16 protein-coding genes are annotated in these 16,158 nt (G+C 70.5%); 9 read left to right on the top strand and 7 right to left on the bottom strand.

Features of this window, described 5'->3' with window-relative positions; genetic code table 11:
• Nucleotides 1-827 precede the first annotated feature (827 nt).
• Nucleotides 828-1,925 carry an MFS transporter gene (locus tag PUT80_RS38110; protein ID WP_275295025.1) on the top strand — a complete coding sequence of 366 codons (1,098 nt, stop codon included), beginning with the start codon at nucleotides 828-830 and terminating at the stop codon, nucleotides 1,923-1,925.
• 48 nt (nucleotides 1,926-1,973) lie between these two features.
• On the opposite strand, the gene eno is transcribed toward PUT80_RS38110, so the two are convergent.
• Complete coding sequence (eno, locus tag PUT80_RS38105; protein ID WP_275295024.1) at nucleotides 1,974-3,248, bottom strand: phosphopyruvate hydratase; 1,275 nt, start codon at nucleotides 3,246-3,248, stop codon at nucleotides 1,974-1,976.
• 295 nt (nucleotides 3,249-3,543) lie between these two features.
• Here eno and PUT80_RS38100 point away from each other — a divergent pair, with 295 nt between their 5' ends.
• Both PUT80_RS38100 and PUT80_RS38095 read left to right on the top strand, forming a co-directional pair.
• Complete coding sequence (locus PUT80_RS38100; RefSeq protein WP_275295023.1) at nucleotides 3,544-5,079, top strand: fibronectin type III domain-containing protein; 1,536 nt, start codon at nucleotides 3,544-3,546, stop codon at nucleotides 5,077-5,079.
• 154 nt (nucleotides 5,080-5,233) lie between these two features.
• On the top strand, nucleotides 5,234-6,454 hold the full coding sequence (locus PUT80_RS38095; protein WP_275295022.1) for a cytochrome P450: 1,221 nt from the start codon (nucleotides 5,234-5,236) through the stop codon (nucleotides 6,452-6,454).
• Here PUT80_RS38095 and PUT80_RS38090 read toward each other — a convergent pair.
• On the bottom strand, nucleotides 6,451-7,545 hold the full coding sequence (locus PUT80_RS38090; RefSeq protein WP_275295021.1) for a CaiB/BaiF CoA-transferase family protein: 1,095 nt from the start codon (nucleotides 7,543-7,545) through the stop codon (nucleotides 6,451-6,453). The two genes, PUT80_RS38095 and PUT80_RS38090, sit on opposite strands and share 4 nt — an antisense overlap.
• 208 nt (nucleotides 7,546-7,753) lie before the next feature.
• Here PUT80_RS38090 and PUT80_RS38085 point away from each other — a divergent pair, with 208 nt between their 5' ends.
• Nucleotides 7,754-8,221: an antitoxin gene (locus tag PUT80_RS38085; protein ID WP_275295020.1), complete on the top strand. Its 468-nt coding sequence runs from the start codon at nucleotides 7,754-7,756 to the stop codon at nucleotides 8,219-8,221.
• Between the two features lie 575 nt (nucleotides 8,222-8,796).
• Here PUT80_RS38085 and PUT80_RS38080 read toward each other — a convergent pair.
• From PUT80_RS38080 to PUT80_RS38065, 4 genes are read right to left on the bottom strand one after another with little or no spacing between them, the layout of a single operon-like run.
• Nucleotides 8,797-9,429: a class I SAM-dependent methyltransferase gene (locus PUT80_RS38080; RefSeq protein ID WP_275295019.1), complete on the bottom strand. Its 633-nt coding sequence runs from the start codon at nucleotides 9,427-9,429 to the stop codon at nucleotides 8,797-8,799.
• Nucleotides 9,430-9,461: 32 nt separating this feature from the next.
• Nucleotides 9,462-10,574 (bottom strand): DUF5808 domain-containing protein, encoded by a 1,113-nt coding sequence (locus PUT80_RS38075; protein ID WP_275295018.1) that lies wholly within the window; start codon nucleotides 10,572-10,574, stop codon nucleotides 9,462-9,464.
• Nucleotides 10,571-10,840: a hypothetical protein gene (locus tag PUT80_RS38070; protein WP_275295017.1), complete on the bottom strand. Its 270-nt coding sequence runs from the start codon at nucleotides 10,838-10,840 to the stop codon at nucleotides 10,571-10,573. The genes PUT80_RS38075 and PUT80_RS38070 overlap by 4 nt, the downstream gene beginning before the upstream one ends.
• Nucleotides 10,837-11,232 (bottom strand): GntR family transcriptional regulator, encoded by a 396-nt coding sequence (locus PUT80_RS38065; protein WP_043833548.1) that lies wholly within the window; start codon nucleotides 11,230-11,232, stop codon nucleotides 10,837-10,839. The genes PUT80_RS38070 and PUT80_RS38065 overlap by 4 nt, the downstream gene beginning before the upstream one ends.
• Before the next feature lie 57 nt (nucleotides 11,233-11,289).
• Between PUT80_RS38065 and PUT80_RS38060 the strand changes: the two genes are divergently transcribed.
• From PUT80_RS38060 to PUT80_RS38050, 3 genes are read left to right on the top strand one after another with little or no spacing between them, the layout of a single operon-like run.
• Nucleotides 11,290-11,637, top strand: coding sequence for a hypothetical protein (locus PUT80_RS38060; protein ID WP_275295016.1), 348 nt, complete (start codon nucleotides 11,290-11,292; stop codon nucleotides 11,635-11,637).
• Nucleotides 11,634-12,515: an ATP-binding cassette domain-containing protein gene (locus PUT80_RS38055; protein WP_275295015.1), complete on the top strand. Its 882-nt coding sequence runs from the start codon at nucleotides 11,634-11,636 to the stop codon at nucleotides 12,513-12,515. The genes PUT80_RS38060 and PUT80_RS38055 overlap by 4 nt, the downstream gene beginning before the upstream one ends.
• Nucleotides 12,512-13,300 (top strand): ABC transporter permease subunit, encoded by a 789-nt coding sequence (locus tag PUT80_RS38050; RefSeq protein WP_275295014.1) that lies wholly within the window; start codon nucleotides 12,512-12,514, stop codon nucleotides 13,298-13,300. The genes PUT80_RS38055 and PUT80_RS38050 overlap by 4 nt, the downstream gene beginning before the upstream one ends.
• On the opposite strand, the gene PUT80_RS38045 is transcribed toward PUT80_RS38050, so the two are convergent.
• Entirely contained in the window at nucleotides 13,293-14,198 is a 906-nt protein-coding gene (locus PUT80_RS38045; RefSeq protein ID WP_275295013.1) for an ornithine cyclodeaminase family protein, read from the bottom strand. The genes PUT80_RS38050 and PUT80_RS38045 overlap by 8 nt on opposite strands.
• 71 nt (nucleotides 14,199-14,269) lie before the next feature.
• Here PUT80_RS38045 and PUT80_RS38040 point away from each other — a divergent pair, with 71 nt between their 5' ends.
• Nucleotides 14,270-14,908 (top strand): GntR family transcriptional regulator, encoded by a 639-nt coding sequence (locus PUT80_RS38040; protein ID WP_275295012.1) that lies wholly within the window; start codon nucleotides 14,270-14,272, stop codon nucleotides 14,906-14,908.
• Complete coding sequence (locus PUT80_RS38035; protein WP_275295011.1) at nucleotides 14,905-16,128, top strand: MFS transporter; 1,224 nt, start codon at nucleotides 14,905-14,907, stop codon at nucleotides 16,126-16,128. Before PUT80_RS38040 ends, PUT80_RS38035 begins: the two co-directional genes overlap by 4 nt.
• The last annotated feature ends 30 nt before the right edge of the window (nucleotides 16,129-16,158 follow it).

Below are 16,158 nucleotides of genomic sequence, written 5' to 3'. Positions count from 1 at the left end.
CTACCGGGTCAAGAAACGCACCGAACCCGCCAGCACCCGCCACCCCGGCCCACCCGCCATCAGACTCCGCAAACTCACCCCAGCAGCATGATCAAACTAAGCTACGCGGCATTGGGTTCTAACCGGCGTCAACACTCACGACTGCCAAGCGCACCGACGGCTTAGTCGGCCAGCCAGCGCCAAGCCTGCGCACGGTGGCCACACCGTGGTGAAGTCTGACGCCGCAGGCAAACCTCGCCGTTCGATACGCGTTCTGGCGAACGCTTGGGCACAGCAGAGCCGCTGGCAAAGCACACTCGGCGCCACGGCACCGCTGAGCGGACTCGGCACCACGGCACCGCGGGCAAGGCACTCTCGCACGCGGAGCACCGCTGGCAGAACGTGCCTGGCACCGCGGGCAAAGCACACTCGGCACCGCAGCACCGCCGGACGAGCTCGGCACCGCAGCACCGCTGGCAAACTCGCTCGGCATCACAGCACCGCCGAGCGAGTTCGGTGCCGCAGCACCGCCGAGCGAGCTCGGCATCGCGGGCAAAGCACGCTCGGCACCGCAGCACCGCCGACCGAGTTCGGCACCACGGCACCGCGGGCAAAACGCGCTCGGCACCGCAGCACCGCTGGCCGAACACGCTTGCACCGCAGCACTTGGACGAAGCCTGCCCGCAAACCGCCACGCCGCGGCAAGGTTTCGCCCAGCGCTACTGCAGCCAGGCACCCAGGCCACCGCGCGTGCCGCTGCCCGCGAGCCCAAGGCACCCACCTCACAAACGAACCGTCCTCAATCCTCTGGCGTCCTCGACGCCAACAGCCGTTCGGAGTCGATTCCCTTGCCTCCCATCATTTTCCTCCTGGCCAGCGCAGTCTTCGCCCAAGGCACCTCGGAGTTCGTCCTCTCCGGGCTCCTCCCCCAGATCGCCGCAGGCACCGGAGTCTCGCTCGGCACCGCCGGGTTGCTCACGTCTCTCTTTGCGGCCGGAATGGTCGTCGGCGCGCCGGTTCTCGCGATGCTCGGCAGCAAACTCCCCCGCAAGATCGCGCTCATCAGCTTCCTCGGGCTCTTCGCAGCAGTTCACGTAGTCGGTGCGCTCACCACCGACTTCCCGCTCCTCCTCGTAACCCGCGCCCTCGCGGCATTCGCCAATGCTGGGTTTCTCGCAATAGCGCTCGCGTCGCTGCCGTCGCTCGTCGCGGAGGACTCCGTCGGGCGGGCGACTTCCGTGTTGCTGTCCGGTGTCACGCTCGCGTGCATCGTCGGTGTTCCGGCCGGGACGGTGCTCGGGCAGTACGCCGGGTGGCAGGCCGCGTTCTGGGCTATCGCGGCGATCACGGCGGCAGCCGCCGTCGCGCTAACGGCAGCGAAGGTCGACAACCCGCCAGCGACAAGCCCGGTGTATCGCGAGTGGCGGGTCCTGGCGCAGCCGCGCGTCGTGGCTACCGTCGGCAAGGGGGTTCTCGTCAACGGCGGCACCTTCGCGGCCTTCACCTACCTCGGCACGATGACCACCCCATCCGACTGGGTTCCGGTCGTGCTGGCGGTGTTCGGGGTGGGGTCGTTCGTCGGTGTCACGATCGCGGGCAAGGCGGGGCCGCGGATCCTCAAAGCGGGCACGGTGGTGCTGACGGCCGGGTGGGTGGCGGCGTTCTTCGCGGCGCAGAGTCTTCCGGGACTCATCGCAGCCGCGTTGCTCACCGGGGCGATGGCGTTCGGCGTCGGGTCCGCGTTGATCGTTGCGATCGTCACGTCTGCCAGCAATGACGCGCCGCGAGTAGCCGGGGCGATCGCGACTACTGCGTTCAATCTCGGCGCGGTGGTCGGGCCTGCGGTGGCGGGGGCCGTCGTCCTCGACGCGGCGCATGCGCGTGCGGCGTTCTGGGTCAGCGCGGCCTTTACTGCCGCTGCGGTGTTGTTGAGGGTCAAGAAGTAGAGAAAGGCGGCCCGGGCGAGAGGGCCCGGGCCGCCTCAAAAAACCAGCTCAGCGCAGGGTGTCCCAGCCTGCGTAGCGAGCCTCGGTGCCGAGCTCCTCTTCGATGCGGATCAGCTGGTTGTACTTCGCCGTGCGGTCCGACCGCGACAGCGAACCCGTCTTGATCTGGCCGCAGCCGGTCGCTACCGCGAGGTCGGCGATCGTGGTGTCCTCGGTCTCGCCCGAACGGTGCGACATGACCGCCGAGTAGCCCGCCTTGTGCGCGGTGTCGACCGCGGACAGGGTCTCGGTCAGGGTGCCGATCTGGTTGACCTTGATGAGGATCGAGTTGGCGATGCCGCGCTTGATGCCGTCGCGCAGGATTTCGACGTTCGTGCAGAACAGGTCGTCGCCGACGAGCTGGACGCGGTCGCCGATGCCGTCGGTCAGCTGCTTCCAGCCGGCGTAGTCGTCCTGGGCGAGACCGTCCTCGATCGACACGATCGGGAAGCGCTCGGTCAGCTCGGTCAGATACGCGACGTGCTCCTCGATGCTGCGCTTGCGGCCCTCGCCGGTGTAGTCGTAGACGCCGTCGCGGTAGAACTCCGACGCCGCCGGGTCCAGCAGCAGCGCGATGTCCTTGCCCGGCTCGTACCCGGTCTGCTCGATCGCGCGGACCACGAACTCGAGCGCCTCGTCGGCCGACCCCAGCTGCGGCGCGAACCCGCCCTCGTCGCCGACATTCGTGTTGTGTCCCGCGTCGTGCAGCGATTTCCGCAGCGTGTGGAACACTTCCGAGCCCATCCGCACGGCATCGGCAAACGTCTCCGCGCCGACCGGGCCGATCATGAACTCCTGGAAGTCGATCGGGTTGTCCGCGTGCGCGCCGCCGTTGATGATGTTCATCATCGGCATCGGCAGCAGATGCGCGTACACCCCGCCGACGTAGCGGTACAGCGGCAGCGTGTTCGCCGCGGCGGCTGCCTTCGCCATCGCCAGCGAAACCCCGAGCGTCGCGTTCGCGCCCAGGCGGGCCTTGTTCTCGGTGCCGTCGAGGGCGATCAGCGCGCGGTCGACGTCGGCCTGCGCCTCGGCCTCCATGCCGATCACGGCGTCGGCGATCTCGCCGTTCACCGCGTCGACCGCCTTGCGCACGCCCTTGCCGTGGAACCGCTTCGCGTCGCCGTCCCGCAGCTCAACGGCCTCGCGCGTGCCGGTGGAGGCCCCGGACGGCACCGCCGCCCGGCCCGCCGACCCGTCCGCCAGCACCACGTCGACCTCGACCGTCGGGTTGCCCCGGCTGTCGAGCACCTCACGGCCCCGGACCCGGACGATGCCTGTCATAACGCTCCTCGGAGGTTCGAGCCGAAGCACTCAGCGCACGCTCCGTGAAGCGCCCCGGCAGCAACGCGGCACCACGGCGAGCCGCACGTCACCCCGGAGGCTAGCAGAAGAATTCTGAATCGATCAGGCTGAGCCGGGAGAATCCACTTCGGACAGTCCGGAACCCGTTTCCCGGCAAAGGGAACGAACCGGAACCGGCGGAAAAGACGCTTCACGCCCCGGACAGCTCGCGTTCATCGGCGGGCCGCGCGGCCAGCATAGCTTCGCTTCCGCCGGAGAGCCGGAGGAGGCCGCCATGTCCAGCACCGTCAGCCGTCGAGGAGCACTGGGTCTCATGGGCGCGAGCGCTGCCGTACCACTGCTCGGCACTGGTACGGCAGCCGCCGCTCCGCTCATGCCGACGCCGGGCGGTGGCGCCACCCCGGTGCAGGGTTTGCATCTCACGTTCGGCCGCGATCCCGCGCGGCAGATGGTGGTTTCGTGGCTCACCGACGGCCCGGTCGGCCGTCCCCGCGTCCGCTACGGCACGATCGACGACGGCTTCGGCTCATCCGCGCCCGCAGTCACCCGCACCTACCTCGACGGCGCGTCCAACCGCACGGTCTGGGTGCACCACGCCGAGCTCAACCGTCTCTGCCCGAACACCGAGTACCTCTACGTCGCCCAGCACGACGGCGCGACGCCCGACGCGGGCACGTTCCGCACCGCGCCCAGCGGCCGGTCCGCGTTTACCTTCACCAGCTTCGGCGACCAGTCCGCGCCGCAGGTCACCTGGGATCTCAAAGGCGCGCCCGCGCTCGACTTCTTCTCCACCCCAGCGACGAAGGACATCGTCACCGGCATCGAGACCGTCGCGCCGCTGTTCCACCTGCTCAACGGCGACCTCTGCTACGCCAACCTCGACGTCGACCGCGTGCGCACCTGGAACAACTTCTTCACCAACAACACCCGCTCGGCGCGGTACCGGCCGTGGATGCCCGCGGCGGGCAACCACGAGATCGAGAAGCAGAACGGCGCGATCGGCATGGCCGCCTACCAGGCGTACTTCCAGTTGCCGTCCACCGAAACCGACCCCGAGCTGGCCGGGCTCTGGTACGGCTTCACCGTCGGCTCGGTGCGGGTGATCGTGCTGCAGAACGACGACAATTGCCTGCAAGACGGCGGGGACGTCTACGTCAGCGGCTACTCCGGCGGGCGGCAGCTCGCCTGGCTGGAGAAGGAACTCGCTGCGGCACGGGCGTCGCGCGACGTGGACTGGATCGTCGTCGCGATGCACCAGGTCATGATCAGCACGTCCGACGCGAACGGCGCCGACCTCGGCCTGCGCGAGAAGTACGGCCCGCTGTTCGACCGCTACGGCGTCGACCTGGTGCTTTGCGGGCACGAGCACGACTACGAACGCTCCCTCGCCGTGCACGGCGTCGTCGCCGGAAGCGAGACGCTCACGCCGAACCCGGTGTCCGACGCGACCGACGACATCGACGCGACGCACGGCACCGTGCACATGGTTCTCGGCGGAGGCGGCGTCTCCGGCACCACCAACGGCAGCTTCTTCAAGGACGGCACCGGAAAAGTGCTGACCGCCGTCGCGGACAAGCGGGATCCCGCCACGGGCAAGCGGAAACCGACCTACGTGCGCGAAAAAGCGGTGTGGAGCGCGGTGCGCGACCTCGACCACCCCTACGGTTTCGCCGCGTTCACCGTGGACCCCGGACGCCGTCCGGGTGGCACGACGACCATGCACGTGACCTACTACAACGTCACCAAGCCGACCGGCGAGCTGTCGGTGTTCGAGCGGTTCTCGTTGCACCGCAAGCGCGCCGACGGCTGACGTCAACCCCTTCTCCGGCCCGGCCCGGGCCACCCCTCAAGCCGGACAAGAGGATCCTTAGCCGCACTACGCTTGTCACGGACCCGGCGGCCGCAACGGACACCTCCCCCCATCGTCCGTCCATTGTGGACCGTCGGGCCGCGAGGGAGCGCCCATGGACCACGCCGTCACCCCCTTCGTGCTGGACCCGGTGGCGCCGGACGTGCACGGCGAGGGCGCCCGGTTGCGCGCCCGCGGACCGTTGACCGTGGTCGAACTGCCGGGCGGCGTGCTGGCCTGGTCGGTCACCAGCCTGCCGCTGCTGCGCGCCCTGCTCGCCGACCCGCGGGTCTCGAAGGATCCCCGGCGGCACTGGCCCGCCTACCGGGACGGCGAGATCTCGTCCGACTGGTCGCTGCACATCTGGGTTTCGGTGCAGAACATGTTCACCGCCTACGGCGACGAGCACCGGCGGCTGCGGTCGCTGGTGTCCAAGGCTTTCGCGCCCGTCCGGATCGCCGCGCTGCGCCCGGTGGTCGCCGAAATCGTCGACGGCCTGCTCGGCGAGCTCGACGCCGGACCGTGCGAAACCGACCTGCGCGAACAGTACTGCTACCGGCTGCCGATCGAGGTGATCTGCCGGCTGGCCGGCGTCCCCGAACAAGCGCGGCCGGGCCTGCGCACCGCGGTGGCCGGGGTCTTCGCGACGTCGGCGACCGCGGAAGAAGCGACCGCGAACGTGGAGCTGCTGTACGGAATTTTCGCCGACCTCGTCTCCCAGCGCCGCGCCGAGCCCGGCGACGACCTCGCCAGCGCGCTCATCGCCGCCCGCGACTCCGACGGGTCCCGGCTGAGCGAAGAGGAGCTGGTGGACACGCTGATGCTGGTGATCACCGCGGGTCACGAGACGACGGTCAACCTGCTCGACCAGGCCGTGACCGCGCTGCTCACGCATCCCGCGCAGCTGCGCCAGGTCCGCGACGGAACGCGCACCTGGTCGGACGTGGTGGACGAGACTTTGCGCTGGCAGGCCCCGATTTCGCACCTGCCGCTGCGGTTCGCGCGAGAGGACATCGAGGTCGAGGGCACGGTCATCCGCGCGGGCGACCCGATTCTCCCGTCCTTCGGCCCCGCCGGACGCGACGAGGCGCACCACGGTCCGGACGCGGACGAGTTCGACTTGGCCCGCAAGGACAAATCAGCGCTCGCGTTCGGCTACGGCGTGCATTACTGCCTCGGTGCGCAGCTCGCCCGGATGGAGGCGGAGCTGGCGCTGCCTGCCTTGTTCGAGCGGTTCCCGGATGTGGCGCTGGCAGTAGCCGGAGAGAAGCTGGAACCGGTGCCGTCGTTCATCACCAACGGGCACCTGACGCTGCCGGTGCGGTTGCGGGGCTAGGCCTTCCAGTCGGCGAGGACGTCCTCAGTGTCCGCGCCCGGCACCGGCGGCGGCGTTGGCACATCCGTCGTGCTGCGCGAAAACCGCGGCGCCGGAGCGGGCTGGACGATGCCGTCGAGCGTGACCAGGCCGGACCGAGCCGCGATGTGCGGGTGCTGAGGAGCCTCGTCGGGAGCGAGGACCGGCGTGACGCACGCGTCGGTGCCGTCGAAGACCTCGGCCCATTCGTCGCGGGTGCGGGTGAGGAAGGCCCGGGTGAAGGTGGCGCGGAGGGTGGGCCAGCCGTCGCGGTCCAGTTGCGCCGGGAGGTCTTCCGCGGCGAGGCCGAGGCCGTTCAGGAGAGCCGCATAGAACTGCGGCTCGAGGGAACCGACGGCGACGTAACGGCCGTCCGCGCAGACGTACGTGTCGTAGAACGGCGCGCCGCCGTCCAGGAGGTTCGTGCCGCGTTCGTCGGACCAGGAACCCAAGCCGCGCAATGCCCACATCATCTGGGACAGCACGTTCACGCCGTCGACCATCGCCGCGTCAACGACCTGGCCGCGCCCGGTCCGGCCGCATTCCCACAGCGCCGCGAGCACGCCTGCGATCAGGAACATCGACCCGCCGCCGAAGTCGCCGACCAGGTTGAGCGGCGGCACCGGACGCTCGCCCGCGCGGCCGATCGCGTGCAGCACGCCGGTGAGGCCGAGGTAATTGATGTCGTGCCCGGCGCGCTGGGCGAGCGGGCCGTCCTGGCCCCAGCCGGTCATTCGGCCGTACACCAGGCGGGGATTGCGCGCGAAGCAGTCGTCCGGCCCGACGCCGAGCCGTTCGGTGACGCCCGGTCGCAGCCCTTCGACCAGCACGTCCGCTTTCGCCGCGAGCCGCAGGACGAGTTCGCGGCCCTCGGGGGTCTTGAGGTCCGCGGCGACCGAGCGGCGACCGCGCAGCAGCGGGTCCGGCTTGCCGCCGCTGAGGTCGAGCGATCCGGAAGGCCGTTCCACCCGGACGACGTCCGCGCCGAGGTCGGCGAGCACCATGCACGCGTGCGGCCCCGGCCCGATCCCGGCCAGCTCGACGACCTTCAGCCCGCTCAACGGTCCCGCCACGTGTCCTCCTCGGCTCCGGCGCCTGCCGCGGCGACCCTACCGGCCGGTCCGGTCCGCGTCCGGGCGTGTGGGGTAACCCACCCGTGGCCCGACCCGGGCAGAACCGGCGCCGGGCCTCACCCGAACCGGGGACTGGCGTCTCGCGGCCGCGCCCTTCGGGTACCCGGCTGGTATCCATGGGTCACGAATAGATCAAGGAGGATTTTCGATGAGCTTTTTCGACCAGGCCAAGGACAAGATCCAGGAATTCGCGGGCAACAACCCGGACAAGGTCGGCCAGGGCATCGACAAGGCCGCCGAATTCGCCGACGAGAAAACGGGCGGCAAGCACGGCGACCAGATCCGCCAGGGCGCGGACAAACTGAAGGAGAACTTCGGCGGCGGCCAGGAAGGCGGCCAGGAACAAGGCGGCGGGCAGCAGCAGGGCGGCTTCGACCAGGGCGGCCAGCAGGGCGGTCCGCAGGGTCAGCAGGGCGGCTTCGGTCAGGGCGACCAAGGCGGATTCGGCCAGGGCGAGCAAGGCGGACAGGGCGGCTTCGGTCAAGGCGAGCAAGGCGGCCAGGGCGGATTCGGCCAGGGCGAGCAGGGTGGCCAGGGCGGATTTGGCCAGGGCGAGCAGGGCGGCTTCGACCAAGGCGGCCAGCAGGGCGAGCAGCAGTGGGGCAACCAGCAGTAACCAGGGCTGTTCCGGCCCGAGTTCCCGCGCCGGCGGCGGACCGCGCACGTCTGCCCCGCCGAGAACTGGGAAATCGTTGGTGGCAAAGGAACTGCGCGAGTCAGGAGACAGCCACGCAGGCGAACCTCGCGCGAAATCAACTGCCACCGGAAGTCCGCAGATCGGCCGCGGCGAGCGAACCGCGCAAGTCACGAGCCTCGGCAACCAGCCGGGGCGAGAGAGCTGTGTGCGTCGGCAACCGCGGTCGGCTGCGGGAATCTGTCGCAACGGCCAGACTCCGCGGCGAAACGAGACCAGCCGCCGCGAGCGAAAACGAGACGTGAACGTCGGCGGCCGCAAGTGCAACAACTCAGCTTGCAAACCTCGCGAATCGGTCGCCGTGAGCAAACCGTGGCGGTCCCGCAATAATCCGGCCTCAGCAGGGATTGTTGAGACCAGCAGCGACGAGCGGGCGGGGCGGTGTTTCAGCGCAGTTTCCGGCGTGTTCACCCGGACCGCGCGAAAATGCCGCCCCGCTTTCCCGTGCCGCATCCGCATCACTGAATTTCTTTCACAATTCCGTGGTCCGGATCCGCTCAGCCGGGTTTGCGGGCCGAGATCAGCAGGTGTTCCTCCGGCTGCGCTCCGGGCTTGTCCGGGGCGAACGTTTCCGTCCGGGTCCCGGTCACTTCCAGTCCGGCCGCGCGGACCCGGTCGGCCAGGGCGTCCGCCGGGAAGCTCGTCACCCGGATCGAGTGGCCGAGGAAGTCGACCGGGACGTCCTCGACGTCGGCGGGCACCGTGATCAGCGCGAACCTTCCTCCCGGGGCCAGCCAGCCGGCGATCCGGCCGAGCGCGCGCTCCGTTTCGGCCCGCGGCAGCTGCAGGAACGGGAAGAACGCGCACACCGCGTCCCACGTCCCCGGTTCCGACTCCCATTCCCGCACGTCGGCCTGCACGAACTCGGCCCCGGGCACCTGCTCGCGGGCGATCCGCACCATCTCCGCGGACACGTCGATCCCGGTCACCCGGTGCCCGGCGGCGACCAGATCCGCCGCGACGGGGCGGCCGGTCCCGCTGCCGACGTCGAGCACCCGCGCCGAGGGCGGCAGCACCGCGAGCAGCTCCCGCACCGCCGCGTCCACCACCGGCGGGCGGCCGAACGCGTCCTCGTACCCGGCGCCGATCGCGTCGAACAGTTCCGCCGCGGTGGTCAGTTCCTCGGACATCCCAGTTCCCCTCGCCGTCGAAGAAACCCAGGCTATCCGCCGCGGGAAGGCAGTTCGACGACGCCGAATCCAGCCAGCGCGGCGAACGCCGCGAGTGCGGCGAGGAGCGCCCAGCTGATCGGGTGGCCGAGGTTGAGCGTCCAGGCGACCCCCGAGCGCCGGTGCACGAGAAGGGCCGGATCGCCGCGGTTCGCGTAGACCATGCCTGCGAGGTGCCAGTACCGGTCGTCGTCGCGCTGCACGCGGCCGGAATCCTCTTCGTCCGCAGGCAGCCGGTGCCCGGCATCACCCACCCGGAACGCGAACGCCACCCACGCGACCACCGCGCCGGCGAGCGGGACGTAGCTGACGACGGTCGCGCCGGTCGTGGCCGGGACGATTTCCCACACCTCCAGCGACGCGACCAGCAAGCTCGCGGCCACGCATCCGGCGGTGCCGAACAGCAGCCGCAGCACGCCGGCGAGGTAGTCGCGGTACCGGGCGGCCGAGGCGGCGGGCTGCGCCGCGTCGAGTTCCGGCCGGGCACGCGGGAGGGCGATACCCAGCAGAGCCACGAGGATGATGATCAACAGCTGCGCGGTGACCGTCGCGAACGCGCGGCCGACCGTGATCGCGCCGCGCCGGGCGGAGTCGACGGTCATTCCGTTCGGCGTCGGCAGTGTCGCGGGCAGGTCGCCGTAGTGCCACGCCCCGATCGCCGCGGTGATCGCGAACAGCACTGCCGCCGGGGCCAGGAAAATCCACTGTGGACGGACCGGGTCGGTGCGCAGCGAGGTGTCGGTCGCGACTGCCTGCCGGGTGCCGGAGTACCAGTCGCCGGAGCGTTTCGCGGCGGCGACCGTGCGGTGCGCCTGGTAGCCGAGGCCGCAGCAAGCAGCCGCGAGAACCGGTGCGGCGAACGCGGCCGCCTGCTCCCAGCGCAATCCGGCCGATGCGAAAGCGACCAGGACGAACGCGAGAGTGCCGACCACCAGCACTCCGCGCGCATACCGACGATGCGCACAGACGATCTCCGGTTCCGCGACGCGCGCGGCCGGCACCCGCACGCCGAACGGAAGCGTCGGCCGGGCCAGCGCGGGCGCCGCCCAGAACCCGGCGGCCAGCAGCGCCACCAGCGCAAGATCCACATAGACCGACGACGTCACGACGCCGCCTTGGCACGGAAGGATTCCAACACCGACCCACACCGGGCGGTCACCTCGTCGGCGACCAGGACGAACGCGAGAGTGCCGGCCACCAGCACCCCGCGCGCGTAACGACGATGCGCACGAACGATCTCCGGCTCGGCAACGCGCGCCGCCGGCACCCGCACACCGAACGGAAGCGTCGGCCGGGCCAGCGCGGGTGCCGCCCAGAACGCCGCGGCCAACAACGCCACCAGCGCAAGATCCACATAGACCGACGACGTCACGACGCCGCCTTGACGCGGAAGGACTCCAGCACCGAGCCGCACCGGGCGGTCACCTCGTCGGCGTCCAGCCCGAGCGCGACGGCCTCGGCCAGGAGCGTGCGAAGCCGTTCCTGCCATTCGTCGGCGTACCCGGGTTCGGCGGGGCCGGATCGGGCGTCGCGGCGGATCACCGCGCCGCTCTTGCGGTTGATGCGGATCAGGCCCTGCGCGCGGAGCAGGTCGTAGGCCTTGTTCACGGTGTGGAAGTTGATGCCGAGGTCGGCGCCGAGCTGCCGCGTGGACGGCAGCGCGTCGCCCTCGCCGAGGTCGCCCTGGGCGATCGCCTCCACGATCCGGTCGCGGATCTGCAGGTAGATCGGCGTCTCGCTGTCGAGATCCAAAGTCAGCAGCACCTGTCCAGGATATCTGCTATACATCTAATAGAACAGATAACGCAGGGGGTGAAGGCGATGGCGACAGCCGAGATCGTCGGCGACGGGCTCCGGGTGCGGTTCTCCCGCTGGGAGCGGATCGCCGTGTGGCGAGAAGAGATCACGGTCCCGCTGGCCCGGATCCAGGCGGTCGAGCAGATCGGGAATCCGCTGGCCCGCACGCGCGGCGGCCGGATCGGCATGCTGGTCAGCGGGGTGGTCAAGGTCGGGATCTGGGGGCTGGGCACCGGGACGCGCCAGCTGGTGTCGGTGCGCCGGTCCGGTCCGGCGCTGCGGATCGTCCTCGACGGCGGGGAGTTCGGCGAACTGCTGCTCAGCCTGCCCGACGCGGCCGAGCTGGCCGAAGCGCTCAAGGCCCGCGCATGAGCATCGCCGTCGAGAACCTGGCCAAGCGGTTCGCCGCGACGCCCGCGGTCGCCGATCTGACGTTTTCCGCCGGTCCCGGGGAAATCACCGGTTTCCTCGGGCCGAACGGTTCCGGGAAGACCACCACGATGCGGATGCTCCTCGGCCTGGTCCGGCCGGATGCGGGGACCGCGACGATCGACGGCGTCCGGTACGCCGAGCTGCCGCATCCGGTCCGCACCGTCGGCGCGGTGCTCGACGGGGCCGGCCCGCATCCGTCCTGTTCCGCGCGCGAGCACCTGCGCATCTACGCCACGATGGCCCGGCTGCCGCGCCGGCGCGTCGACGAGGTGCTGGAGCAACTGGAAATGACCGCCTTCGCGGGGCGGCCCTCGCGCGGCTATTCCACCGGCATGCGGCGACGGCTCAGCCTCGCGACCGCGCTGCTCGGCGACCCGCGAGTGCTGGTGCTCGACGAACCGGGCAACGGACTGGACCCGCAGGGCATGGCGTGGCTGCGCGACCTGCTCACCGGGTTCGCCGCGACCGGCCGGACCGTGCTGGTCTCCAGCCACGTGCTCAGCGAGCTGGAGCAGATCGCCGGGCAGGTGGTGGTCATCCGCGACGGCCGCCTCGTCGCCACCGGCACCCTGGCGGAGCTGTCCGTCTCGACCGCACCCGCCGCGCTCGTCCGCTCCCCCGACGCCGACGACCTCGCTCGAACGTTGAGCGGGGCCGCCGAACGGATCGCACCGGATCTCCTTCGCGTCTCCGGCCTCAGCACCGCCGAGATCGCGGACCGGGCGGCCGCGGCCGGACTGCGGATCCACGAGCTCACCCCGGAAAAACCCGGCCTGGAACAGGTTTTCCTCGCCCTCACCGCAGGAGAACGCCGATGATCGCCGCGGAACTCCGCCGGCTGCGCTCCACCCGGCTGTGGCTGTGGGCGCTCGTCACCGCCGCGGTGTGCGGCGGCGGCCTGGTCGGGCTGATCGGCGTGATCGGCCCGGAGCAGGTCCAGCCGCCGATGCCCGGTCTCGACACCGCCGCCGGGGTGCGGAACGTGCTCGGCATGGCGACTGTGACGGTCCTGTTCCCCGCCGTCTTCGGCACCGTCGCGATGACGTCGGAGTACCAGCACCGCACGATTTCCGTCACGTTCCTCTTCGCACCGCGCCGCTGGCGGATCCTCATCGCGAAACTCGCGGCGTTCGCCGTCGGCGGCCTCTGCTACGGCGTCGTCACCGCCGTCGCCGCCGGGCTCGCGCTCTACGGCAGCGCCGCCCTCCATGGGGTGACCGTCGGCCTCGCCCCGGCGACAGTCGTCGAGCTGCTGCTCCGGATCGCCGCCGCGATGACGATCTACACCGTGCTGGGCGTGGGAATCGGTGCACTGCTGCGGAATCAGGTCGCCGCGCTGGCGGTGGTGATCGGGTATTTGTACCTGGTCGAAATCGCGCTGCTCGCCATTCCCGGCGTGAACACGATCTATCCCTACCTTCCCGGCGGAGCCACCGCGGCGCTCACCGAATTCGGCTATCTCACCGACGCGCTCGCCCAGCAGACCGGCCACGCGGGCGGACAGCTGCTGCCCACCGCGGGCGGCGCGCTCGTTCTCCTCGGATACGCACTGGTCGCGGCCGGGCTAGCAGTCGCGTTCCCGCTGCGCCGGGATGTCACGTGACAGCTTCATAGGCCGCCGCCGCGACCACCAGATCCTCCCAAGCCATTCCGACGCTCTTGAACAACCGGGGACCCGACGCCACCGTCCGCCCCTGTGCCAGTTCCGCGAGCGGCACCAGGTCGTCCGCCGCGAGGACGCCGGATTTCATTGCCAGCACTACATCTCCGGCCTCGCGAGTAGCCGCACCCATGCCTTCTACGACCACTGTGGACCGTCCAATGAGGACATCGTCGACTTCCCGGGCATCGGGTTCGTGTGAGCCGACGGCTACGACGGTGGCGTGCTCGGGGACTTTCGCGCCGTCGAACACGGGGGTTCGCGACGAGGTGCAGCAGGCGATCAGATCAGCCGAGGACACGTCATCCGGCGTGCCTACCCGGGCGAAGGGGTACTGCGCGGCGAGAGCTTGCGTGCGCTCCGCATTCCGGCCGACGACCACCACCTCCCGCACCGGCCGCACGGCGCGGAAGGCTTCGATGTGGCTCTGCGCCTGCGGGCCTGTCCCGAACACGACCAGGCGTTCCGCGTCCGGCTCGGCCAGGAGGTCGACGGCCACGGCGGAAACCGCCGCCGTGCGGACCGAGGTGAGGGCGATGCCGTCCAGGAGCGCCTTGGGGGTGAGCGTCGGGCCGTCCATCAGCAGGTAGTGGCCTTGGATCCGCGGCAGGCCGCGAGCCGGGTTGTCCGGGGCGACGGAGGCGACCTTGACCCCGGCGTAGCGGTCCCAGAACGCGGGCATCAGCAGAAACTGCCCGGTGGGCACCGGTACGACAGACCGCGGCGGGTCCTGGTCCGGGTCCAGGCCGCCGGTCAATGCGGTGCGGATGGCGTCGACGGCTTGGCGGACGGTCGGTGGGGCATCGAGGAACAGCACGCCGACGAGCATCGCACACGGCACCGACAGAACCAGCTGAGCCGCAGGTCACAACGCCTTAGATACAAGCTGGGATGCATGCTAGCGTCCCACCTGTGAACGCGTTGAAACCCGCCGCCGACCGCGCGTACGAGCTCACCAAGGAACTCGTGCTCACCGGCGAACTGCCCGGCGGACACCTGTTCAGCGAGGGCGAGATCGCCGAGCGGCTCGGGGTGAGCCGGACGCCGGTGCGCGAGGCGTTCCTGCGGCTGCAGGTCGAGGGGCTGCTCAACCTGATCCCGAAGCGCGGCGCGATCGTCGTCCCGATCACCCCGGGCGAGGCCGAGGACGTGCTCGAAGCCCGCGAGGCCGTCGAAAGCGCGGCGGTACAACGGCTGGGCAGGCGTCCGGAGTTGATCCCGGCGGCGCTCGAGCAGCTGCGCGCGGTGCTGGTTGTCCAGCGGCAACACGCGGAAGCGGGCGACGTGCCGGCGTTCGCGGAAGCCGACGCGCTGTTTCACCGCACGATCGTCGAGGCGGGCGGCAACGCGCTGCTGCTCAGCTTCTACACCACGCTCGCCGACCGGCAGCGCCGGATGAACGTCCACGCGCTCGCGCCGATCCCGGCTCGGCTGCCCCAGGTCGTCGGCGAGCACGAAGACCTCCTGAACATCATCGCGGAGGCCGAAACGAAGGCCGACACCTTCGCCCCGGCCCTGCGAGCACACCTGGATTCGGTGCACCGTCGATGACCACTACTGCTGACCGCGCTCCCCTGCCCGAAACACCCGAAACAAGCGCCCGTCCGGCCTGGTTTCCGGCCGCCGCCGCGGTGTTCGCGTGCGGCTGGGGCGGCAACCAGTTCACCCCGCTGCTCGTCATGTACCACGCCGCGGGCTACTCCGCGTTCACCGTCGACGCGCTGCTCGGCGCGTACGTCGTCGGCCTCGTTCCAGGGCTGCTGCTTTCCGGCGGACTGTCCAATCGGTACGGTCGCCGCCCGGTGATGTTCGCGGGCACCGTGGTGTCGCTGCTGGCGAGCGTGCTGCTGGCCCTCGGCCCGGTCGGCGTCGGGTGGATCGCGGCCGGCCGGTTCCTCTCCGGCATCGCGGTCGCGGTCGCGATGGCCGTGGGCTCCACCTGGATCAAGGAACTCGCCGACGCCGACCCGCACAGCGCGGCCGACACCGGCACCCGGCGCGCCGCGCTGTGCCTGACGCTCGGACTGGGCATCGGCCCGGGCGTCGCCGGAGTGCTCGCGCAATGGGGTCCGTGGCCGATGGTCCTCCCCTACCTGGTCCACATCGGACTCGCGCTGGTCTCGCTGCTCGCGGTCACGCGCAGCCCCGAAACGCTCACTGTCCGGACCGAATCGGTTCGTGCCGCGTTGCCCGCCACCGCACGGCATCCGCGGTTCCGCCGGGTGATCCTGCCCGCCGCGCCGTGGATCTTCGGTTCGTGCGGCGTGGCATACGCGATCCTGCCGCAGCTCGTCGAGCATCAGACCGGGTCGTGGGCGCTGGCCTACTCCACCTTGCTCACCGTCTGCGCGATCGGCGCGGGCGTGGGGATCCAGCCGATCGCCAAGCGGGTCGACCGCGCCACCAGCGCCCGGGCGGTGCTCACCGGGATGGCGGTGCTCTGCGCCGGACTCGTCCTGAGCGTCTTCGCCGCCGCGCAGGAATCGCCGTGGATCGCCCTCGGCGCGGCGATTGTGCTGGGCGGCGCTTACGGCATCGTGGTGGTGTCCGGGCTGCTGGAATTGCAACGCCTCGCCCGGCCGGGCGAAATCGCGGAACTCACCGGCGTGTACTACGCGCTGGCCTACATCGGATTCCTGCTGCCGTCAATTTTGGCCGCCCTGAACGGAGTAGCGGGCTACCCGGTTCTGCTTGCCTGCGTCGCACTGGTCGCCATCGCGGGAACCCTTGTGGTGACCCGGCACTCGCGCCGGCACCTTCCCCAGGACTGACCCCGATTCCGGCAAACGGGACCGAATGCG

It is taken from the genome of Amycolatopsis sp. La24, from assembly GCF_029087445.1.
Taxonomy (GTDB): Bacteria; Actinomycetota; Actinomycetes; order Mycobacteriales; family Pseudonocardiaceae; genus Amycolatopsis; species Amycolatopsis nivea.
The sequence above is the reverse complement of the archived record's forward strand: the minus strand, read 5'-3'. Positions and strand labels throughout refer to the sequence as shown.

Coding starts and splice junctions, on each gene's coding strand:
- PUT80_RS38035 (WP_275295011.1), top strand. CDS start 14,905: ATGACCACTACTGCTGACCGCGCTCCCCTGCCCGAAACACCCGAAACA.
- PUT80_RS38100 (WP_275295023.1), top strand. CDS start 3,544: ATGTCCAGCACCGTCAGCCGTCGAGGAGCACTGGGTCTCATGGGCGCG.
- PUT80_RS38055 (WP_275295015.1), top strand. CDS start 11,634: ATGAGCATCGCCGTCGAGAACCTGGCCAAGCGGTTCGCCGCGACGCCC.
- PUT80_RS38085 (WP_275295020.1), top strand. CDS start 7,754: ATGAGCTTTTTCGACCAGGCCAAGGACAAGATCCAGGAATTCGCGGGC.
- PUT80_RS38095 (WP_275295022.1), top strand. CDS start 5,234: ATGGACCACGCCGTCACCCCCTTCGTGCTGGACCCGGTGGCGCCGGAC.
- PUT80_RS38050 (WP_275295014.1), top strand. CDS start 12,512: ATGATCGCCGCGGAACTCCGCCGGCTGCGCTCCACCCGGCTGTGGCTG.
- eno (WP_275295024.1), bottom strand. CDS start 3,248: ATGACAGGCATCGTCCGGGTCCGGGGCCGTGAGGTGCTCGACAGCCGG.
- PUT80_RS38080 (WP_275295019.1), bottom strand. CDS start 9,429: ATGTCCGAGGAACTGACCACCGCGGCGGAACTGTTCGACGCGATCGGC.
- PUT80_RS38060 (WP_275295016.1), top strand. CDS start 11,290: ATGGCGACAGCCGAGATCGTCGGCGACGGGCTCCGGGTGCGGTTCTCC.